Annotated in this window: 20 protein-coding genes; 15 read left to right on the top strand and 5 right to left on the bottom strand. The window is 59.0% G+C overall.

Annotated elements, in window-relative coordinates:
• Positions 1 to 7 precede the first annotated feature (7 nt).
• The 8 genes from rpmJ (at position 8) to bfr (ending at position 5,439) form a co-directional block, all read left to right on the top strand.
• The gene (gene rpmJ, locus DNK50_RS28610) at positions 8 to 124 is read left to right on the top strand and encodes a 50S ribosomal protein L36 (RefSeq protein WP_002555468.1); all 117 of its coding nucleotides are present in this window, start codon (positions 8 to 10) and stop codon (positions 122 to 124) included.
• Positions 125 to 253: 129 nt separating this feature from the next.
• Entirely contained in the window at positions 254 to 610 is a 357-nt protein-coding gene (gene rpsM / locus DNK50_RS28605; protein ID WP_003210063.1) for a 30S ribosomal protein S13, read from the top strand.
• Positions 611 to 640: 30 nt separating this feature from the next.
• On the top strand, positions 641 to 1,030 hold the full coding sequence (gene rpsK, locus DNK50_RS28600) for a 30S ribosomal protein S11 (RefSeq protein ID WP_002555466.1): 390 nt from the start codon (positions 641 to 643) through the stop codon (positions 1,028 to 1,030).
• Positions 1,031 to 1,048: 18 nt separating this feature from the next.
• A complete protein-coding gene (gene rpsD / locus DNK50_RS28595; RefSeq protein ID WP_003210056.1) occupies positions 1,049 to 1,669 on the top strand; it encodes a 30S ribosomal protein S4 in 621 nt (206 codons plus the stop codon).
• A 22-nt stretch (positions 1,670 to 1,691) separates the two neighbouring features.
• On the top strand, positions 1,692 to 2,693 hold the full coding sequence (gene rpoA / locus DNK50_RS28590) for a DNA-directed RNA polymerase subunit alpha (RefSeq protein ID WP_003176403.1): 1,002 nt from the start codon (positions 1,692 to 1,694) through the stop codon (positions 2,691 to 2,693).
• 41 nt (positions 2,694 to 2,734) lie between these two features.
• Positions 2,735 to 3,121 carry a 50S ribosomal protein L17 gene (rplQ, locus tag DNK50_RS28585; RefSeq protein ID WP_003176402.1) on the top strand — a complete coding sequence of 129 codons (387 nt, stop codon included), beginning with the start codon at positions 2,735 to 2,737 and terminating at the stop codon, positions 3,119 to 3,121.
• Positions 3,122 to 3,370: 249 nt separating this feature from the next.
• Complete coding sequence (locus DNK50_RS28580) at positions 3,371 to 4,819, top strand: catalase (protein ID WP_112196881.1); 1,449 nt, start codon at positions 3,371 to 3,373, stop codon at positions 4,817 to 4,819.
• A 155-nt stretch (positions 4,820 to 4,974) separates the two neighbouring features.
• Entirely contained in the window at positions 4,975 to 5,439 is a 465-nt protein-coding gene (gene bfr / locus DNK50_RS28575) for a bacterioferritin (RefSeq protein WP_033900044.1), read from the top strand.
• A gap of 64 nt (positions 5,440 to 5,503) precedes the next feature.
• On the opposite strand, the gene uvrA is transcribed toward bfr, so the two are convergent.
• Entirely contained in the window at positions 5,504 to 8,338 is a 2,835-nt protein-coding gene (uvrA, locus tag DNK50_RS28570; protein ID WP_099584608.1) for an excinuclease ABC subunit UvrA, read from the bottom strand.
• A gap of 178 nt (positions 8,339 to 8,516) precedes the next feature.
• Here uvrA and DNK50_RS28565 point away from each other — a divergent pair, with 178 nt between their 5' ends.
• From DNK50_RS28565 to tam, 3 genes are all read left to right on the top strand, one after another.
• On the top strand, positions 8,517 to 9,911 hold the full coding sequence (locus DNK50_RS28565) for an MFS transporter (RefSeq protein WP_099584609.1): 1,395 nt from the start codon (positions 8,517 to 8,519) through the stop codon (positions 9,909 to 9,911).
• A 9-nt stretch (positions 9,912 to 9,920) separates the two neighbouring features.
• Positions 9,921 to 10,436 (top strand): single-stranded DNA-binding protein, encoded by a 516-nt coding sequence (locus tag DNK50_RS28560; RefSeq protein ID WP_003232445.1) that lies wholly within the window; start codon positions 9,921 to 9,923, stop codon positions 10,434 to 10,436.
• 216 nt (positions 10,437 to 10,652) lie between these two features.
• Positions 10,653 to 11,414, top strand: a complete 762-nt coding sequence (gene tam / locus DNK50_RS28555) for a trans-aconitate 2-methyltransferase (protein ID WP_112196880.1) — start codon at positions 10,653 to 10,655, stop codon at positions 11,412 to 11,414.
• Between the two features lie 19 nt (positions 11,415 to 11,433).
• Here the strand turns inward: tam and DNK50_RS28550 are convergent, their stop codons facing one another.
• The gene (locus DNK50_RS28550) at positions 11,434 to 11,997 is read right to left on the bottom strand and encodes a cysteine hydrolase family protein (protein WP_112196879.1); all 564 of its coding nucleotides are present in this window, start codon (positions 11,995 to 11,997) and stop codon (positions 11,434 to 11,436) included.
• A 96-nt stretch (positions 11,998 to 12,093) separates the two neighbouring features.
• Here DNK50_RS28550 and DNK50_RS28545 point away from each other — a divergent pair, with 96 nt between their 5' ends.
• The 3 genes from DNK50_RS28545 (at position 12,094) to DNK50_RS28535 (ending at position 15,079) form a co-directional block, all read left to right on the top strand.
• A complete protein-coding gene (locus tag DNK50_RS28545) occupies positions 12,094 to 13,053 on the top strand; it encodes a GlxA family transcriptional regulator (protein ID WP_099584612.1) in 960 nt (319 codons plus the stop codon).
• 171 nt (positions 13,054 to 13,224) lie between these two features.
• On the top strand, positions 13,225 to 14,334 hold the full coding sequence (locus DNK50_RS28540; RefSeq protein WP_112196878.1) for a DUF3182 family protein: 1,110 nt from the start codon (positions 13,225 to 13,227) through the stop codon (positions 14,332 to 14,334).
• Positions 14,324 to 15,079: a S9 family peptidase gene (locus DNK50_RS28535; RefSeq protein ID WP_112196877.1), complete on the top strand. Its 756-nt coding sequence runs from the start codon at positions 14,324 to 14,326 to the stop codon at positions 15,077 to 15,079. Before DNK50_RS28540 ends, DNK50_RS28535 begins: the two co-directional genes overlap by 11 nt.
• A gap of 5 nt (positions 15,080 to 15,084) precedes the next feature.
• Here DNK50_RS28535 and DNK50_RS28530 read toward each other — a convergent pair whose 3' ends face one another.
• The 3 genes from DNK50_RS28530 to DNK50_RS28520 are packed head-to-tail and all read right to left on the bottom strand — an operon-like array spanning position 15,085 to position 18,063.
• Positions 15,085 to 16,029, bottom strand: coding sequence for a lysylphosphatidylglycerol synthase domain-containing protein (locus DNK50_RS28530; RefSeq protein ID WP_112196876.1), 945 nt, complete (start codon positions 16,027 to 16,029; stop codon positions 15,085 to 15,087).
• Positions 16,019 to 17,287, bottom strand: coding sequence for a cardiolipin synthase ClsB (clsB, locus tag DNK50_RS28525; protein ID WP_112196875.1), 1,269 nt, complete (start codon positions 17,285 to 17,287; stop codon positions 16,019 to 16,021). Before clsB ends, DNK50_RS28530 begins: the two co-directional genes overlap by 11 nt.
• A complete protein-coding gene (locus tag DNK50_RS28520) occupies positions 17,284 to 18,063 on the bottom strand; it encodes an endonuclease/exonuclease/phosphatase family protein (RefSeq protein ID WP_099584617.1) in 780 nt (259 codons plus the stop codon). The genes clsB and DNK50_RS28520 overlap by 4 nt, the downstream gene beginning before the upstream one ends.
• A gap of 266 nt (positions 18,064 to 18,329) precedes the next feature.
• Between DNK50_RS28520 and DNK50_RS28515 the strand changes: the two genes are divergently transcribed.
• A complete protein-coding gene (locus tag DNK50_RS28515; protein WP_218240627.1) occupies positions 18,330 to 19,772 on the top strand; it encodes an OmpA family protein in 1,443 nt (480 codons plus the stop codon).
• Positions 19,773 to 19,784 lie beyond the last annotated feature (12 nt).

Here is a 19,784-nt window from a genome sequence, read left to right as displayed (position 1 = left end):
GTTGGTGATGAAAGTTCGTGCATCGGTGAAAAAGCTGTGCCGTAACTGCAAGATTATTCGCCGCGAAGGTGTTGTTCGAGTAATTTGCAGCGCGGAACCGCGTCACAAACAGCGCCAAGGCTGAGTGTGATCCGCTTGAAGCCCGGCAGCTAGTGCGCTGCCGGGTTGATTATTTGTTATTACAGCGATATTATCTCGCGCCCTATTTCTTGGCTTCCGGGGCGTAGGTAGCTGTCAATTGGAGTCCCACTGAATGGCCCGTATTGCAGGCGTTAACATTCCAGATAACAAGCACACTGTTATCTCGCTGACCTACATCTATGGTGTTGGTCGCACTACTGCGCAGAAAATTTGCGCAGATACTGGGGTAAACCCAGCCGCGAAGATCAAAGATCTGAGCGACGAGCAGATTGAGCTGTTGCGTGGCGAAGTGGCGAAGTTCACCACTGAAGGTGACCTGCGTCGCGAAATCAACATGAAAATCAAGCGTTTGATGGACCTCGGTTGCTACCGTGGTCTGCGTCATCGTCGTGGTCTTCCAGTACGCGGTCAGCGTACCAAGACTAACGCGCGTACCCGTAAAGGTCCGCGTAAGCCGATCCGCAAGTAATCGCCCACGCGAATCGACAGGAAAATTATCATGGCAAAACCTGCTGCTCGTCCTCGTAAAAAAGTTAAAAAGACAGTGGTTGATGGCATCGCCCACATCCATGCATCTTTTAACAACACAATCGTGACCATCACCGACCGTCAAGGTAACGCGCTTTCTTGGGCTACCTCCGGTGGTTCGGGTTTCCGCGGTTCCCGCAAGTCCACCCCGTTTGCCGCTCAAGTAGCTGCTGAACGTGCTGGTCAAGCTGCGCTGGAATATGGCCTGAAAAACCTCGACGTTAACGTCAAAGGTCCAGGTCCAGGTCGTGAGTCTGCTGTCCGTGCTTTGAACGGCTGTGGCTATAAGATCGCCAGCATCACCGACGTGACGCCAATCCCGCACAACGGGTGCCGTCCGCCGAAGAAGCGCCGCGTGTAATCCAGGAGATTGTAAAGAATGGCTCGTTACATTGGTCCAAAATGCAAACTCGCTCGTCGTGAAGGCACCGATCTCTTCTTGAAGAGCGGCGTGCGCGCGATCGAATCGAAGTGCAACATTGAAGCAGCACCTGGTATCCACGGCCAACGCCGCGGTCGCCAGTCCGACTACGGCACCCAACTGCGTGAAAAGCAGAAGGTCCGTCGTATTTACGGCGTTCTCGAGCGTCAGTTCAGCGGCTACTACAAAGAAGCTGCTGGCAAGAAAGGTGCAACCGGTGAAAACCTGCTGCAACTGCTCGAATGCCGTCTGGACAACGTTGTATACCGTATGGGCTTTGGTTCGACTCGTGCCGAATCCCGTCAGCTGGTATCGCACAAATCCGTAAGCGTAAACGGCCAAACCGTTAACGTCCCGTCCTACCAGGTTCGTGCTGGTGACGTGGTCGCGATTCGCGAGAAAGCAAAAAACCAACTTCGCATTGTCCAAGCTCTCGATCTGTGTGCCCAACGTGGCCGCGTAGAATGGGTAGAAGTAGACACTGAGAAGAAGTCGGGCGTTTTCAAGAACGTTCCTGCTCGCAGTGATCTGTCCGCCGACATCAACGAAAGCCTGATTGTCGAGCTCTACTCCAAGTAAGGGCTAGAAAATAGGTGCATCCATGCAGATTTCGGTAAATGAGTTCCTGACACCCCGCCACATTGATGTGCAGGTTGTCAGTCCAACCCGCGCCAAGATCACTCTCGAGCCTCTCGAGCGTGGTTTTGGCCACACCCTGGGCAACGCGCTGCGCCGCATCCTGTTGTCCTCAATGCCCGGCTGTGCAGTAGTCGAGGCCGAGATTGACGGTGTGCTCCACGAGTACAGCGCCATCGAAGGTGTACAGGAAGACGTAATTGAAATCCTGTTGAACCTTAAAGGTCTGGCTATCAAGCTGCACGGCCGTGACGAAGTTACGCTGACCTTGTCGAAGAAGGGTTCGGGGGTGGTTACCGCTGCCGATATTCAGCTGGATCATGATGTCGAGATCGTTAATCCCGATCACGTAATCGCTAACCTGGCGTCTAACGGCGCCCTGAACATGAAGCTCACTGTAGCTCGTGGTCGTGGTTATGAACCGGCCGACTCGCGTCAGAGCGATGAAGACGAAAGCCGCAGCATTGGTCGCTTGCAGCTCGACTCTTCGTTCAGCCCGGTTCGCCGTATCGCATACGTGGTGGAAAACGCCCGTGTCGAGCAGCGTACTAACCTGGACAAGCTGGTTATTGATCTGGAAACCAACGGTACTTTGGATCCTGAAGAGGCAATCCGCCGCGCTGCAACCATTCTGCAACAGCAGTTGGCTGCGTTCGTCGACCTCAAAGGTGACAGCGAACCAGTGGTAATCGAGCAGGAAGACGAGATCGATCCGATCCTGCTTCGCCCGGTTGACGATCTGGAACTGACTGTACGTTCGGCTAACTGCCTTAAGGCGGAAAACATTTACTACATCGGTGACCTGATTCAGCGTACCGAAGTAGAACTGTTGAAGACTCCGAACCTTGGCAAGAAATCCTTGACTGAAATCAAGGACGTTCTGGCCTCCCGCGGTCTGTCCCTCGGCATGCGCCTCGACAACTGGCCGCCTGCAAGTCTTAAGAAGGACGACAAGGCGACTGCCTGATCGTCGTAATCACCGAACGTGAGTTTGGTAAGGAATGAACCATGCGTCATCGTAAAAGTGGTCGTCACCTGAGCCGTACCAGCTCGCACCGCAAGGCCATGTTTCAAAACATGGCGGTGTCGCTGTTCGAGCACGAGCTGATCAAAACTACACTGCCGAAAGCTAAAGAACTGCGTCGCGTTGCTGAGCCGCTGATCACTTTGGCTAAGACAGACAGCCTGGCTAACCGCCGTCTGGCTTTCGACCGTACTCGCTCGAAAGCTATCGTTGGTAAGCTCTTCAACGACCTGGGCAAGCGTTACGCTACCCGTGAGGGTGGCTACCTGCGCATCCTCAAGTGCGGTTTCCGCGCTGGCGACAACGCGCCTATGGCGTACGTCGAGTTGGTTGATCGTGCTACTGCGGGCGAAGCTGTAAGCGCCGAGTAAGACGACAAGCTGTAACGGAGAACCGGGCCTAGTGCCCGGTTTTTTGTGTGTGTAAAAAACGTTGTCTATATTAATTCAGTCGCTGCCAGCATCAGAGTCCAATCCATAGCTAATTACTCTGTTGGGTTTGTTAGTTATTTTCTATCAATGACCATGATTTAATATATTTGATGGTGTCATCTTGATCGTCAATACTCCCTCTAAGCCGATTAGCCGGCAGTTCCAAGTCTGACCTGAGGAAGATTGAGCATGAGCCAGAATAAAGTCCTTACTACCGCCAGCGGTGCCCCCGTTGCGGATAACCAGAATTCCCGTTCCGCCGGCCCGCGCGGCCCGTTGCTGCTCGACGATTTTCACCTGATAGAGAAGCTCGCTCACTTCAACCGTGAAAACATCCCGGAGCGGCGTGTACACGCTAAAGGTTCGGGTGCCTACGGTACGTTCACGGTCACCCAAGACATTACCCAGTACACCAGCGCCAAGCTGTTTGAGACCGTTGGCAAGCAAACCCCTACCTTTCTTCGGTTTTCCACTGTTGGTGGTGAACGCGGTTCGGCCGATACCGAGCGCGACCCGCGCGGCTTCGCTTTGAAGTTCTACACCGAAGAAGGTAACTGGGACATCGTGGGTAACAACACGCCAGTGTTCTTCATCCGCGACCCGCTGAAATTTCCGGACTTCATCCACACCCAAAAGCGCCTCCCACAAAGCAACCTGAAAAGCGCGCAAATGATGTGGGACTTCTGGTCGCACTCGCCTGAGGCGCTGCACCAGGTGACCATCCTGTTTTCGGACCGTGGCATTCCAGACGGCTATCGCCACATGCACGGCTTCGGTAGTCACACCTACAGCCTGATCAATGCCAAGGGCGAGCGTCACTGGGTTAAATGGCATTACAAAACCAAGCAGGGCATCAAGAACCTGGCTCCGGCGGATGCCGCACGTTTAGCCGGTACTGATCCTGATTACGCCCAGCGTGATCTGTTCGGCGCGATTGAGCGCGGTGACTTTCCGAAATGGCGCGTCTGCATCCAGATCATGACTGAAGCCCAGGCTAACGCTCACTATGAGAATCCTTTCGACGTGACCAAAACCTGGTCTCAAAAGGAGTTTCCGCTGATCGAAGTGGGTGAACTGGAGCTCAACCGCAACCCTCTGAACTACTTTGCCGAAGTGGAGCAAGCCGCGTTCGGGCCAAGCAATATGGTACCCGGTGTTGGCCTGTCGCCAGACCGCATGTTGCAAGGTCGTGTTTTTGCTTACGCCGATGCCCATCGTTATCGTGTCGGCACCAATCACCAGCAATTGCCGGTAAACGCGCCGCGCAGCCCGGTAAACAGCTACCAACGCGACGGCTCGATGGCTTTTGGCAGCAACGGTGGTTCAGCCCCTAACTACGAGCCGAACAGCCACGCCGATGCCCCCAAGCAAGCCCCGCAGTACGCTGAGCCTGCTTTGGCGCTGAGCGGTGCCGCTCATCGTTACGATCATCGTGAAGACACTGACTACTACAGCCACGCGGGTGCGCTGTTCCGTCTGATGAATGCTGAGCAGCAGGCACTGCTGACCACCAACATCGCCGGTGCAATGGCTGGGGTTTCCAGTGATGTTGTCCAGCGTCAATTGGCGCACTTCTACAAGGCAGACGCTGCTTACGGAGAAGCAATCGCAAAGGCGCTGGGTGTATCGCTTAACTGACTCTAAACGATAAGCAGAACCGCCCTCATTTGGGCGGTTTTTGCGTTATTTCAGCTACTTTTCTCGGGAAATGTGCGTTTTTATGCCGTTGATCCCGTGACCTCCAGGTCATGATGGTTCAAACTACAGTCTTTCAAGCAGGGAGATGTAGGGCGATGCAAGGTCACCCCGACGTAATCGATTACCTCAACACGTTGCTGACGGGCGAACTGGCAGCTCGTGACCAATATTTCATCCACTCGCGGATGTACGAAGACTGGGGTTTTACCGAACTCTACGAGCGTATCAACCACGAGATGGAAGAAGAGGCACAGCACGCTGACGCACTGATGCGCCGTATCCTGATGCTCGAAGGCACGCCGCGTATGCGTCCCGACGACTTGGACGTGGGCACAACCGTACCTGACATGCTGGCAGCCGATCTTCGCCTCGAATACAAGGTACGTGCTGCGCTTTGCAAGGGCATTGAGCTCTGCGAGCAGCACAGTGACTTCGTCACGCGTGAAATCCTTCGCGTGCAATTGAATGATACAGAAGAAGATCACACCTACTGGCTGGAAAAGCAGTTGGGTCTGATCAAGCTCATTGGCCTGGAAAACTACCTGCAATCGCAGTTCTGATTCCCGGCTACGAAAAAGCCCCTGTCACCGCAAGGTGACAGGGGCTTTTTCATGGGACGACAAGTCAGGCCCGGTCGCGCTCCAGCAACGGTTTCAAGTAGTAACCGGTGTGGGACTGCGGCATTTCAGAGACTTGCTCCGGCGTGCCGACCGCGATGATCTGGCCACCCTTGGAGCCGCCCTCCGGCCCGAGGTCCACCAACCAGTCAGCCGTCTTGATCACATCAAGGTTGTGCTCAATCACCACTACAGTGTTGCCGTGGTCGCGCAATCGGTGCAGCACGTCGAGCAGTTGCTGGATATCCGCGAAATGGAGCCCCGTAGTCGGTTCATCGAGGATATACAGAGTCTTGCCCGTATCACGCTTGGACAGCTCCCGGGACAGCTTCACCCGCTGTGCCTCGCCACCGGACAGCGTGGTCGCTGATTGCCCCAGCTTGATATACGACAGGCCCACATCCATCAGCGTCTGCAGCTTGCGCGCCAATGCTGGAACCGCGTCGAAGAACACGCGAGCTTCCTCGATGGTCATCTCCAGGGTTTCGTGGATGTTCTTGCCCTTGTACTTGATCTCAAGAGTTTCGCGGTTATAGCGCTTGCTCTTGCACACATCGCACGGCACATAGATATCCGGCAGGAAGTGCATCTCTACCTTGATCAAGCCATCGCCCTGACACGCTTCACAGCGTCCGCCCTTGACGTTGAACGAGAACCGCCCAGGCCCGTAGCCACGTGAGCGAGACTCCGGCACACCCGCGAACAGCTCGCGAATCGGCGTGAACAGCCCCGTGTACGTTGCCGGGTTGGACCGAGGTGTACGGCCAATCGGGCTCTGGTCGATATCGACCACTTTGTCCAGGTGCTCAAGGCCCTTGATGCTGTCATGCGCGGCCGCTTCCAGCGTAGTTGCGCCGTTCAGGGCGGTTGCACTAAGGGGGAACAGCGTGTTGTTGATCAGCGTCGACTTACCCGAACCCGATACACCGGTCACACAGGTCAGCAAGCCCAGCGGAATCTCCAGGTCGACATTACGCAGGTTGTTCCCGCGTGCGCCCTTGAGATGCAGCGCCATCTTCTTGTTGCGCGGCGTACGTTTAGCCGGCACTGCAATCTTGACACGGCCAGACAAGTACTTGCCGGTCAGGGAGTCCGGATGTGCCATGACTTCGGCCGGTGTGCCTTCAGCAACAATATGTCCACCGTGCACGCCGGCGCCTGGGCCAATATCGACCACATAGTCCGCCAGGCGAATCGCGTCTTCATCGTGCTCGACCACAATCACCGTGTTGCCGATATCCCGTAGGTGCTTCAACGTGCCCAACAGACGATCGTTGTCCCGTTGGTGCAAGCCAATGGACGGTTCATCCAGGATGTACAACACGCCCACCAAGCCTGCACCAATCTGGCTGGCCAGGCGAATACGTTGCGCCTCGCCGCCGGACAAGGTGTCGGCGCTACGGTCCAGAGAAAGATAGTCCAGGCCCACATTGACCAAAAACTGTAACCGCTCACGAATTTCCTTGAGGATCTTGTCGGCAATTTCCCCACGGCGTCCGGTCAGCTTGAGCACACCGAAGTATTCACACGCATCGCCGATCGGCAGGTTCGTCACTGCTGGCAGGGTCTTCTCACCCACCCAGACATGTCGCGCCTCACGGCGCAAGCGAGTGCCACGGCAATCTGGACAAGGTTGAGTGCTGAGGAATTTCGCCAGCTCTTCGCGCACGCTCGCCGATTCGGTCTCGCGGTAGCGCCGCTCCAGGTTCGGCACAATGCCTTCGAATGGGTGCGAACGCTTAACGATGTCGCCGCGGTCGTTCAGGTATTTAAAGTCGACGTTCTGCGAACCACTGCCATTGAGGATGACCTTCTGCTGATCTGCCGGCAGTTGGTTGAATGGCACTTCAAGGCTGAATTTGTAGTGGGACGCTAGCGACCCCAACATCTGGAAGTAATAGACGTTACGCCTGTCCCAGCCGCGTATCGCGCCTTCCGCCAACGTCAGCTCGCCATTGACCAGGCGCTTGATATCGAAGAACTGCTTCACACCCAGGCCATCGCAGGTTGGGCAGGCGCCGGCCGGGTTGTTGAAGGAAAACAGCTTGGGTTCCAGTTCGCTGATGGCATGGCCACAGATCGGGCAGGCAAAGCGCGCAGAGAAGATGATCTCTTCGCCCGGCTCGTCATCCATCGGCGCAACCAGCGCAATACCATCCGCCAGCTTCAGCGCGGTCTCGAACGATTCCGCCAGGCGCTGCTGCAGGTCGGCGCGCACTTTGAAGCGGTCGACCACTACATCGATCGAATGCTTCTTCTGCTTGTCGAGCTTCGGTGCTTCGTCCAGTTCATACAGCTTGCCATTGATGCGCGCGCGTACAAAACCTTGCGCCCGCAGCTCTTCGAAGACGGAAAGATGTTCGCCCTTGCGCTCGCGAATCACCGGCGCCAGCAGCATCAGCTTGGCACCTTCCGGCTGGGCCAGTACCAGGTCGACCATCTGGCTGACGGTCTGGGCTTCCAGTGGAATGTCGTGATCCGGGCAGCGGGGGATACCGACCCGCGCGTAAAGCAGGCGCAGGTAGTCGTAGATTTCAGTGATGGTGCCCACGGTGGAACGTGGGTTGTGGGAGGTCGACTTCTGTTCGATGGAAATTGCCGGCGACAGGCCTTCAATGGTGTCGACGTCGGGTTTTTCCATCATCGACAGGAACTGCCGGGCATAGGCCGACAGCGATTCCACATAGCGGCGCTGACCTTCGGCATACAGCGTGTCGAACGCCAGGGACGATTTGCCCGAGCCAGACAAGCCGGTGATGACAATCAGCTTGTCCCGGGGCAGGGTCAGGTCGATGTTCTTCAGGTTGTGGGTTCTAGCCCCACGAATCAGGATCTTGTCCAAGATGGCCTCGCACGGCGGGCGTAAATAATGCCGGAGTATACGGCTAAAGACTGGATGAATATACACTGTCAAAGTGCCGGGTGCAGCCTTACATGAAAGCTGCGCGGCAAAGCGCCGCATATACCCTCTCAATCGATGGGACTGGTAGAATCGCCGCCGGTTCACACGAGGTTTTTCCATGCACGATCCCCACAGCGAACGCATGAGTAGCGGCGAGACCCGAGCGGCAAGCGGTCTGGCCCTTGTGTTCGCCTTCCGTATGCTGGGCATGTTTATGGTGTTGCCAGTGCTGGCGACCTATGGCATGGACCTCGCCGGCGCAACCCCGGCGCTGATCGGCCTGGCGATTGGCGCCTATGGCCTGACACAGGCGATTTTTCAGATTCCGTTCGGGATCATTTCCGACCGCATTGGCCGTCGTCCGGTGATTTACCTGGGGCTGATCGTGTTCGCCCTCGGCAGTGTGCTCGCGGCCCAGTCCGATTCGATCTGGGGCGTGATCGCCGGACGTATTCTGCAAGGTGCCGGGGCGATTTCCGCTGCGGTGATGGCGCTCCTCTCTGACCTGACCCGCGAGCAGCATCGCACCAAGGCCATGGCGATGATCGGTATGACCATCGGCCTGTCGTTTGCCGTGGCCATGGTGGTCGGACCCTTGCTCACACGTGCGTTCGGCCTGCACGGTTTGTTTCTGGCCACAGGCGGCATGGCGTTGTTCGGCATCGTGATCGTGGCCTTCATGGTGCCGCGCTCCACCGGCACATTGCAGCACCGTGAATCCGGCGTTGCGCGCAACGCGTTGTTGCCGACGCTCAAGCACCCGGACCTGCTGCGCCTGGATTTAGGTATCTTCGTATTACACGCAATGCTGATGTGCAGCTTCGTCGCCTTGCCCCTGGCACTGGTACAAAAAGCCGGGCTGCCCAAGGAGCAGCACTGGTGGGTCTACCTCACCGCTCTGTTGATTTCGTTTTTCGCCATGATCCCGTTCATCATCTATGGCGAGAAAAAACGCAAAATGAAACGAGTTTTGCTGGGCGCCGTCGCGACATTGATGCTCACTGAACTATTCTTCTGGCAGTTCGGCGACAGCCTACGGGCGCTGGTAATCGGCACGGTGGTGTTCTTCACCGCGTTCAACCTGCTGGAGGCTTCATTGCCTTCGCTGATCAGCAAAGTTTCACCGGCGGGTGGCAAGGGCACGGCGATGGGGGTGTATTCCACCAGCCAGTTCCTCGGCTCGGCGTTAGGCGGCATCATGGGCGGCTGGATGTTTCAGCATGGCGGTTTGTCGGTTGTCTTCCTCGGATGCGCCGGGCTGGCTGCACTTTGGCTGGTCTTTGCTGTTACCATGCGCGAACCTCCCTACGTCACAAGTCTGCGTTTGCCGCTATCGCCCGAAGCGATCCGCGAAGCCGGTCTGGCAGAGCGCCTGAAGGCCGTCGTAGGGGTAACGGATGCAGTCGTGGTCGCTGAAGAGGCGGCCATTTACATCAAATTGGACACCGAATTATTGGATCGCGCGACGCTTGAGCAACTGGTCAACCCAGTGCCGACAGCGCGCCCAGCCTAGGAGAACGTTATGGCCCGTGGGGTTAACAAAGTCATATTGGTCGGTACTTGCGGCCAGGATCCCGAAGTTCGCTACTTGCCTAACGGTAACGCCGTGACCAACCTGAGTCTGGCGACCAGCGAACAGTGGACCGACAAGCAAACCGGTCAGAAAGTCGAAAAAACCGAATGGCACCGTGTGTCGATGTTCGGCAAGGTCGCAGAGATCGCCGGTGAATACCTGCGCAAGGGTTCGCAGGTCTACATCGAAGGCAAACTGCAGACCCGCGAGTGGGAAAAAGACGGCATCAAGCGTTACACCACTGAAATCGTGGTCGACATGCAAGGCACCATGCAACTGCTGGGCGGCCGTCCACAGGGCGACCAACAGGGCCAGGGCGGCATGTCCAACTCGGCACCGCGTCCACAGCAGTCGCGTCCGCAGCCAAGCCAGCAGCCACAGCGTGAGTCGCGTCCAGCGCCACAGCAGGCCGCTCCTCAGCCGGCTCCGGATTTCGACAGCTTTGATGACGATATTCCGTTCTAGGGTATCGCTCGGAGCAATCCGTAAAGTTTTCCCGGAAAGCCCCGTGAGCACTGCTCTCGGGGCTTTTTTATTTGCCAACGCTACCCACGGCTCCAGCCCGAACAATGTTCTGAAAAGGATCAACTGACGGGACCAGTGATCAGTTATCCGGCATTTGTGCTCATGGGCTACAGGATTTAGGCTGGAGCCAAACCCTAGAGACGAAGGAAAGCCGCGATGACCTGGTCTGCCAAGCAGTACACGATGTTTGAACAACAGCGCACTCGTCCCGTGCGTGACCTGGTGGCAGCCATTCCCAATCTGGATGTGCACACCGCCGTCGACCTCGGCTGCGGCCCTGGCAACTCCACCCAAGTGTTGGCCGAGCGTTTTCCTCAAGCGGATGTCACCGGCATGGACAGCTCTGAAGACATGCTCGTCGACGCCCGCAACCGCCTGCCGAGACTGAGCTTTGAACTGGCGGACATCGGCGCCTGGAACCCTGGAAAAACATTCGATGTGATCCTCGCCAACGCCTCGCTGCAATGGCTGCCAGACCACGCCACGCTTTACCCCCATCTGGTCAACCGGTTGAACCCCGGCGGTACGCTGGCGGTGCAAACCCCGGATAACCTGGACGAGCCTGCGCACCGCCTGGCTCGGGAGGTTGCGGCGGATGGCCCGTGGGCTGCCAGGATTGGTACGGTCAAACACAATGAACGGCACGTGGCGAGTTACTACTACGAGTTGCTGAGCAAGCACTGCGCCACTGTTGATGTATGGCGCACGACCTACCTGCACCCGTTGGCGGGTCATGGGGCTGTGGTGGAGTGGTTCAAGGGCTCTGCATTGCGTCCATTCCTCGCGCCTTTGACCGATGATGAAAAAGTCGCCTTCCTACAGGAATATCAGGCGCGGATTACCCAGGCCTATCCAGCCCTGGCCGATGGCACCGTACTACTGCCATTCCCGCGCCTGTTTATCATCGCGACCCGCTAAAAGCCCAGGCAAGCAGTGGTCACGCTGCTGCTGCTTGCGCCTTCAAATACTCATCCGCCGACACCACGCCCGCATACCCAAACGCCAGTGACGCCATATACGCGCCATGCACCTGCGCGGCCGGGATCACTTGCCCGTTGAATTCCTGATCGCGGGTGGCACAAGCGTCATGAATCACCGTGACCTTGTAGCCCAGGTCCGCTGCGGCACGCACCACGGCGTCGACGCACATATGGCTCATGCTGCCGACCACCACCAGTTCGGTGATGCTGCGTTGTTCCAGCAGGGCGCGCAGATTGGTTTCACGAAACGCGTTCACAAAGTGTTTAAGCACCACGGGCTCATCGCGTTGGTTCAGTACCTTCGGATGCAGGTGTGCGCCTTCGGACCCGGGCGTGAAGAACGGTGCCTCTTCGGACGTGAATTCATGGCGCACATGAATCACTGCATCCCCCGCCTGGCGAAACGCCTTGAGTACTTGCGCAGCCTTGTCCGCTGCAGCTTCTACGCCATCCAGCGGCCACTTGCCCTGAGGGAAGTAGTCGTTCTGGATATCGATTAGGATGAGCGCTTGCTTGGCCATGGGTATTGCCTCGTGATGGGTTGATGGGCCCAGTATCTTAGCTGGCGCCGACGCCGGGGATTGGCTGCACCGACAATAACAGGGGGAAAACTGACAATGGCGGTTGTTGAGCTGGGTGTGTTGATCTACCAAGGGGCGCAATTGGCTGCCGTGCATGGCCTGACCGACCTGTTCGGCGTGGCCAACCGGATCGCCGCCGAGCATCAGTCGGCACAACTGCCGCTGCTGCGGATCAGCCATTGGCACGTGGATGCCGATGGTCACCCGACACGGGTATTCGATAGCCACCCAGGCCCCGAGCAACCGATGATGGCCGTGCTGGTGCCACCGTCGATTGGTGTGTTCACCGATGAACAGTCGCCGCCTGCGCTGTTGGCGTGGCTTCGTCAACAGCACGCGACGGGCACAGTGCTGGGCGGCGTGTGCATCGGCTCGATCATGCTGGCGCGCAGTGGCTTGCTGGATGGGCGCAGCGCGACCACCCATTGGTCTTCCGCCAAGTCTTTTGCCGCGCAGTACCCGGCCGTGCGCCTGGAAGCGGATAAACCCATCGTCGATGACGGTGACCTGATCACCACCGCCGGGCTGATGGCCTGGTCAGAGCTGGGCCTGCGTCTGGTTGACCGCCTGATGGGGCCGAGTATCGCTGCCGACACCGCGCGGTTTTTGGTCATTGAACACAGCGACAGCGCGAGCCAGTGCGGCAGCAACTTTGCGCCGATCCTCGGCCATGGCGACGTGGCGATTCTCAAAGTCCAGCATTGGTTGCAAGCCAGCGGCGCGGTGGAGGTGTCCGTGGCGGCCATGGCGCAAGAGGCGGGGCTGGAGGCGCGCACTTTCCTGCGGCGCTTTCGCGGCGCCACCGGCTTGAAACCCACCGAATACTGCCAGCACCTTCGGGTGGGCAAGGCGCGGCAGATGTTGGAATTCACCAACGGCACCATTGACCATATTGCCTGGACCGTGGGCTATCAGGACCCCAGCGCCTTTCGCGCCACCTTCAAGAAAATCACCGGCCTGGCGCCCAGCGATTACCGCAGCCGTTTTGGCGTGTGAATCGTGCAGAACGCCGCGCATTTGAGGCGTCGTCGTGCAGAATAAAACAGGCCAACTGCCATCGGTTTTTCAGTAACTGCTTGATTTCAAATCGCTTGCGCTCACAGCTGTTTTGGCCTGATCCCTGCAGCCTTCCTGATACACACATGGCGGGAAGGCCAAGGGGGATGCATGACCCCAACACAACGCAGGAAATGGGTGGTCGCTCACTCCACACGAGCGGGCGCGCCCCAGCATGAGGTCGACACCAATCACAGCCTGGCCCGCTGGCTGGCGCAGATCCTGGGGCTTAAATTCGATGGCAGCTACGACCCGCGAAAACATGCTGGCCGGGAGCTTTATCTGCTGCCCACTCAAACCCTGGTGGGCCCGGCGCAAGCTCTCGCGCTCAACATCAAAGGCCCCGAAGACCTGTGGGGCGGCTATGTCGATCACGACTTCATCTGCACCAAAGCCATCAGCCATGGTTTGCTGAGCCCTGAAGCCATCGCGCCCGAAGGCTGGTCGCCGTTGTTCTGTGAGCGGGTAAGAACAGTCGTGTTGGATGGCCTCAGTGTGTTTTCGCTCGAAGACGCTTTACCCGCCGCCGCCCATTTGCTCGACGACGGGCCCATCCGCCTGAAACCGGTGCACGCCTGCGCCGGACGCGGCCAGGAAGTTATCCACAGCCTCGATGCCTTCAAGGCCGTACTCGCCCGACCCGACGCCGCGCAGTTGTTCAACGACGGCGTGGTGCTGGAGCAAGATCTGCGCGACGTGGTCACCCATAGCGTGGGCCAGAGTTTTATCGGCGATCACGTATTCAGCTACTGCGGGCAGCAATACCTGACCGAGGACGGGCAGGGCGAAAGCGTCTATGGCGGCTCCGACTTGCTGGTCGTTCCGGGTTATTACGAAGATTTGCTTGAACTCGATCTGCCCGACGACGTGCGACTGGCCATCGAGCAAGCGCAAATCTTCGACACGGCGGCAGATGAAGCCTACCCCGGCTTCTACGCGTCCCGGCGCAACTACGACATCGCTCAAGGCCTGGATAGCCACGGCCAGCGCCGCAGTGGCGTGCTCGAACAATCCTGGCGCATGGGCGGCGCCAGCAGCGCGGAGGTCGCGGCGCTGCAAAGCTTCATCAATCACCCGGGTCTTAACGCCATTCATGTGTCCTCGGTAGAAACCTATGTGGACCAGGCGCTGCCAGCGGATGCCATTGAGGTGTATCGCGGCCCCGCAGAAAACAGTGACTTTCTTCTCAAGTACGTGACGGTCAAATCTTATGACGGCTAGAAGTGAAACCATTTCCATCGACATCGACGACGAACAAATGAGCGGCACCTTCCTGAGCCCCAAATCCAAAGTACCAGGCGTGTTGTTTGTGCACGGTTGGGGCGGTAGCCAGGAGCGGGATCTGGAACGGGCCAAAGGCATCGCCGGCCTTGGCTGTGTGTGCCTCACTTTCGACCTGCGCGGCCACGCCGGTACCGGCATTCCATTGAGCCGCGTCACCCGCGAAGACAACCTGCGCGACCTGCTGGCGGCCTACGACCGGCTGCTCGCCCACCCGGCCATCGACACCTCGGCGGTGGCGGTCGTGGGCACCAGTTATGGCGGTTACCTCGCCGCCATCCTCACCTCGTTGCGCCCGGTACGCTGGCTGGCGCTGCGCGTGCCGGCGCTGTACCGCGATCAGGAATGGCTCAAGCCCAAGCGCGACCTGGATAAGGTCGATTTGATGGATTACCGCAGCACCCTGGTGCACGCCGAGACCAATCGCGCATTACACGCCTGCGCGGCGTTTACCGGTGATGTGCTGATCGTCGAATCGGAAACCGACGACCACGTGCCCCATGCCACCATCATGAGCTACCGCGCGGCGTGCCAGCAGACGCACTCCCTGACGCACCGCATCATTGATGGCGCTGACCATTCCCTCAGCGATCCGGTGTCCCAGCAGGCCTACACCTCAATCCTGGTCGACTGGATTACCGAGATGGTGGTCGGCGAGCGGTTGAGCATCATCCAGTCCCAGTAGCCCGTTCAGGCGGGTGTTTTCTTTACCCGCAACGCCTTGGCCTTGGCTTCTACACCCACGTACATCACCAAGGCGATCAGCAGCGGGCAGATAAAGTAGATCGCCCGGTACGCGATCAGCCCCGCCAGCAAACTGCCCCGCGAGGCCTCATGCTGCAGCAGCCCGATAAACACCGCTTCCAGTACCCCAAGCCCCGCCGGAATATGGGTGAGCACACCGGCAATCGCGCTGATCAGCAACACCCCAAGTACCAGCGGATAGTCCAACTTGGCGGGCAGCAGGGTAAAAATCACCGCCGCCATCAGCGACCAGTTCAACGCGCCCAACGCCAGTTGCAAACAGGCCATGCGCAGCGACGGCAGGTTGATCTCAATGCCGCGGATCGACCACGCACGTTTTTTCGAAAACTGGCAGGCCGCCAGGTAGCCGAGGCTGGCCAACACCAGCAACACGCCCACCCCTTGCAACGCGCCGCTGCTCAGTTTCCAGCCCGGCGGCATGGTCACCAGCCCGCTGCTGAAAACCGCGCCGGCCAACGCCATGTAGCCAAACCAATTGGTGGCCAGGCTCAGGCCGAGAATCTTGGCGATATTGCTGCTGCTCACCCCCAGCCGCGAATACAGCCGATAGCGCATGGCGATGCCGCCAACCCAAGCGCTGAGGTTGAGGTTGAACGCATAACTGATAATCCCCACCGGCAGGATCTGCTTCCAGCGCAACGGCTGGCGGATGTAGGTGCGGCCGATCAGGTCGAAGCAGGCGTAGACGATAAAGCTGCACAGGGTCAACGCGCCCGCGATCAGCAAGGTGCGCAGTTTGAACTCACCGAGTGTCTGGACCACCTCGCTCCAGTCGATCCGGCGGGCGAGCAGGGTGAATAGCACGATCAGCAGCAGGAAGAAGACGATGGTCAGTGGCTTCTTCCAACGCTTGAAACGATCAGCTGTCATGGCGCTGGCCCTCATGCACGAAGGGTTTCAAACGTGGCTTGTGTGCCGGCAACCAGCCGGTCAGCGCGGGGAAGTGGCGCATTACATGGAACACCAGAAAGCCGACGGTCAATCGCCACAACCACAGGCGTGGCTTGCGGTTTTCCGGGATGGTCTGGCAGTGATTCTGACTGAGTGCTTGCAGGCGCTCGTACAGTTGCTGATTAAACGCACGATCGCGAATCAACACATTGGCTTCCAGGTTCAGCGCCAGGCTCAGCGGGTCGAGGTTGCTCGAACCCACCGTGCTCCACTCGTCATCCACCAGCGCGACCTTGCCGTGCAGCGGGCGCTGGCAGTATTCGTGAATCACCACGCCGTCCTTGAGCAGATAGTCGTAGAGCATGCGCGCCGCCAGCTTGGCCAGCAGTACGTCGGGTTGGCCCTGCATGATCAATTGCACCTGCACACCACGGCGCGCCGCGTTGCGGATTTCCCGCAGCAGGCGGTAGCCGGGGAAGAAATACGCGTTGGCGATCACGGCTCGGTGTCGGGCCTTGCTCAAGGCGTGGATATACGCTTCTTCGATGTCGTCACGGTGTTGCAGGTTGTCGCGGTAGATCAGGCGCACCAGGCCGTCGCCATGCTCGTTCGACCACGCTGAAGGCCGTTGCTGGCGCCGCCGCCAACCGCGCCGCGTGCGCACCTGACGGCCACTTTGCGCCAGGGCAAAGTGGTGCAGATCGGCCACCGCCGGGCCAGTGATTTGCACCGCGTAATCCTGTTTGGCCTCGGGGCCGAAATCCCCCAAGTGATCGGCAGAGAAGTTGATCCCGCCGATAAACCCCACCGTGGCGTCCACCACCACAATCTTGCGGTGCAGGCGGCGGAACCAGTTGGTGCGAATGCCCAGGGTCTTGGACGCGGGATCGAACATCTGCACCGTCACCCCGGCCGCGGCCAGTTCACCGAGAAACGCCGGGCTCAGCTCGCCGCAGCCAAAACCATCCAGGCTGACCACCACCTTGACCCCACGCTGCGCGGCCTCGATCAGGATGCCTTGCAGCTCATGGCCGACCTTGTCTTCGAAGAGGATGAAGGTCTCCAGCAGGATCTCGCGCCGGGCCTGGCGCATCGCTTCGAAGACCTTGGGAAAATACGCTTCGCCGTTTTCCAGCAACTCGACCTGATTGCCGCTTTGCCAGCCGTAATCCAGGTCGCGGGCCTTGGTTTCATCCGGCGGTTGGTCGGTGGAAATGTGCTCGACGGCGATGTTCATAGCTCAATCTCCACCGACAGCGGTACATGGTCTGACAGATGCGACCACGGCCGGGTGGTCAGCACCTTGGGGTTGTGCACCTTTACGTTACGCACGTAAATGCGATCCAGCGCCAGCAATGGCAGGCGAGCTGGAAAGGTGCGCGCCGGTTTGCCAAGGGCGTGCACAAACACCTCGGTGAGGCCGCTTTGGCTCAGGTCGGCACGCTGGCGCCAGTCGTTGAAATCGCCGGCGACTACCAGTGGTGCATCGGCGGGAATCTCGCGGATGCGCTGCTCCAGCAAACGCAATTGCTGCTGGCGATGCACCTCGCGCAAGCCCAGGTGAATACAGATCGCATGCACTTCCTGCCCGTTGCCCGGCAGGCGCAACACGCAATGCAGCAAACCACGGTTTTCATGGCCGCTTTGGGAGATGTCGAGGTTGTCGTAGCTCACGATCTGGAATTTCGACAGCAACGCATTGCCGTGATCGCCATGGGGATACACCGCGTTGCGCCCGTAAGCAAACTGCGGCCAGATGCTGTCGGCCAGAAACTCGTATTGCGGCATGTTCGGCCAGTCGCTGTAGCGCTGCGGATGGCGCTCGTGGGTGCCGTGGATTTCCTGCAGGAACACCATGTCCGCGCCCACACTGCGCACCGCTTCGCGCAGCTCGGGCAGGATGAAGCGTCGGTTCAGGGCCGTGAAGCCCTTGTGGATATTGACCGTCAGCACCGTAAAGCGCGTGATGGCGACGCTGGGGGTTACGGGCACCCAGTCTGGGATCGCAGTCATGTGTATTCCTGTGAAGAGTGGCGCAATGCTTCATGTAAGGGCTGACTGCCGGTGGCTGGAGAAAGTTTCGAGCGTCCTACGGACGGTTCTGGAGGACGCATAGAGTTACAAATGCTGTTGAATTGCCATCAGTGACGTGATCCAATCCCGCGCTATCTACCCCATTCAACGATTGTGCAGGGCCTGTTCATGGATGATGCAGTTGGCGCTTTTCTGGTGCTGGCAGTGGGTCGGCGGCTCTTTTCATGAAGGCCGGAACCCATCAAGTGAATACCTCCTTTACCCGAAAAATCAGCCTGCTTGCCGGCGCCGTGGCGCTCAGCGGCTGCGCGACGCTTAACGATGCGGGCAAAAACTACGGCACGGCCATTGGTTGCGCCGGGGGGGCATTGCTCGGCGCCGGCTTGACGTACGCGATCACCGGCGACGCCAAAAAGGCCATCGTCGGCGGCGGCGTGGGCGCGGCGGCCGGTTGTGTGGCGGGCAACTTGTGGCAGAACCGCTTGCAGGAACTGGAGCGGATTGCCAAAGAAGAGAACCTGAACATTCAGGTGCAAACCCTGCAAAGCCAGGACGTGGCTACCGGCACCACCCGAGCCCCTGCGCCGACCGAGGCGGGCATCGTCGCCCAGGTGCAGGATGAAGGCATGTTCGCCACCGGCAGCGCGCAGTTGAGCACCAACGGTCAGCGCCAGGTGCGCAAGCTGGCCGCCGCGTTTGCGCCCAAGCAGGGCCAGAACAGCCAAGCGGCGATTCTGGTCGTCGGCCACACCGACGCCACCGGCAGCGCCGCCACCAACCAGCGATTGTCCGAGCAGCGCGCCCGCGCTGTGGCGTCGATCCTGGCCGAGCAAGGCATCGCGCCGCAGCGCATGTTCTTCCAGGGCGCGGGGGCTTCGCGGCCGATCGCCGACAACAGCGACGTGCAGCAACGCGGCAAGAACCGTCGGGTTGAGATCGTTGAAGTGACCGACCGCAACATGCTGGTCAAGCGCGTCAACGCCGAACAGAACAACTCCAAATACCTCACGCACGGCACCTCGACCGAGCCCGTGCGTACCGTCGCCAGCGCGCCGAAAAACAAGCCTGCCGTCACAACCAAACCGGCTGCCCAGAGCCAACCCGCTGACGCCGGCACCGCGCTGGTCGACTTCGGTGGCACGCCTGCCAGCGACACGCGCTGGACCCTGGCCCAAGGCATCGCGCCGAAAAAGGCCGGCTTCGCCCTGGTCAGCAGTGCCCACGCCAGCGACCTGCCCAACAGCAGTTGCGACGCCGACCGCCCGCGTGAAACCGGCAAAGTGTTCAACCTCGCCAGCGGCAAGGCGCTCGACACCCAAGTCACCACCGAATACCTGCCGGGCTACAACAACCGCGTGTGGGCCAACGTAGTCAATGGCCACCTGGTGACGCTGTCGCCGGTTTCGATCCTGCGCGATGGCGCCAGCGTCGACCGCCAGCCCTTCATCGAAGTGGTCAAGGATTACAAAGAGGGCAACCGCAAATCGATCAAGAGCAAAGCCGTGGCCAACACCTACGAAGGTGAAGAACTGGTGCTCTATCGCGTATTCATCCAAGACCCCAAGGCACCGGTGTCGTGTATCGACGTGGTGTTCAGCAAGAAAAACTCCGAAGCCACGGACGGTGCGTTGTTCTACCCGCGCAGCCGTGAAGCTTTCACTACCCGTTTCGTGCCGATTCGCGCGTAAGACTCAAGGACA

This window comes from Pseudomonas sp. LG1E9 (assembly GCF_003290225.1).
Taxonomy (GTDB): Bacteria; Pseudomonadota; Gammaproteobacteria; order Pseudomonadales; family Pseudomonadaceae; genus Aquipseudomonas; species Aquipseudomonas cyclaminis.
This window is presented reverse-complemented; position numbering and strand designations above follow the sequence as displayed.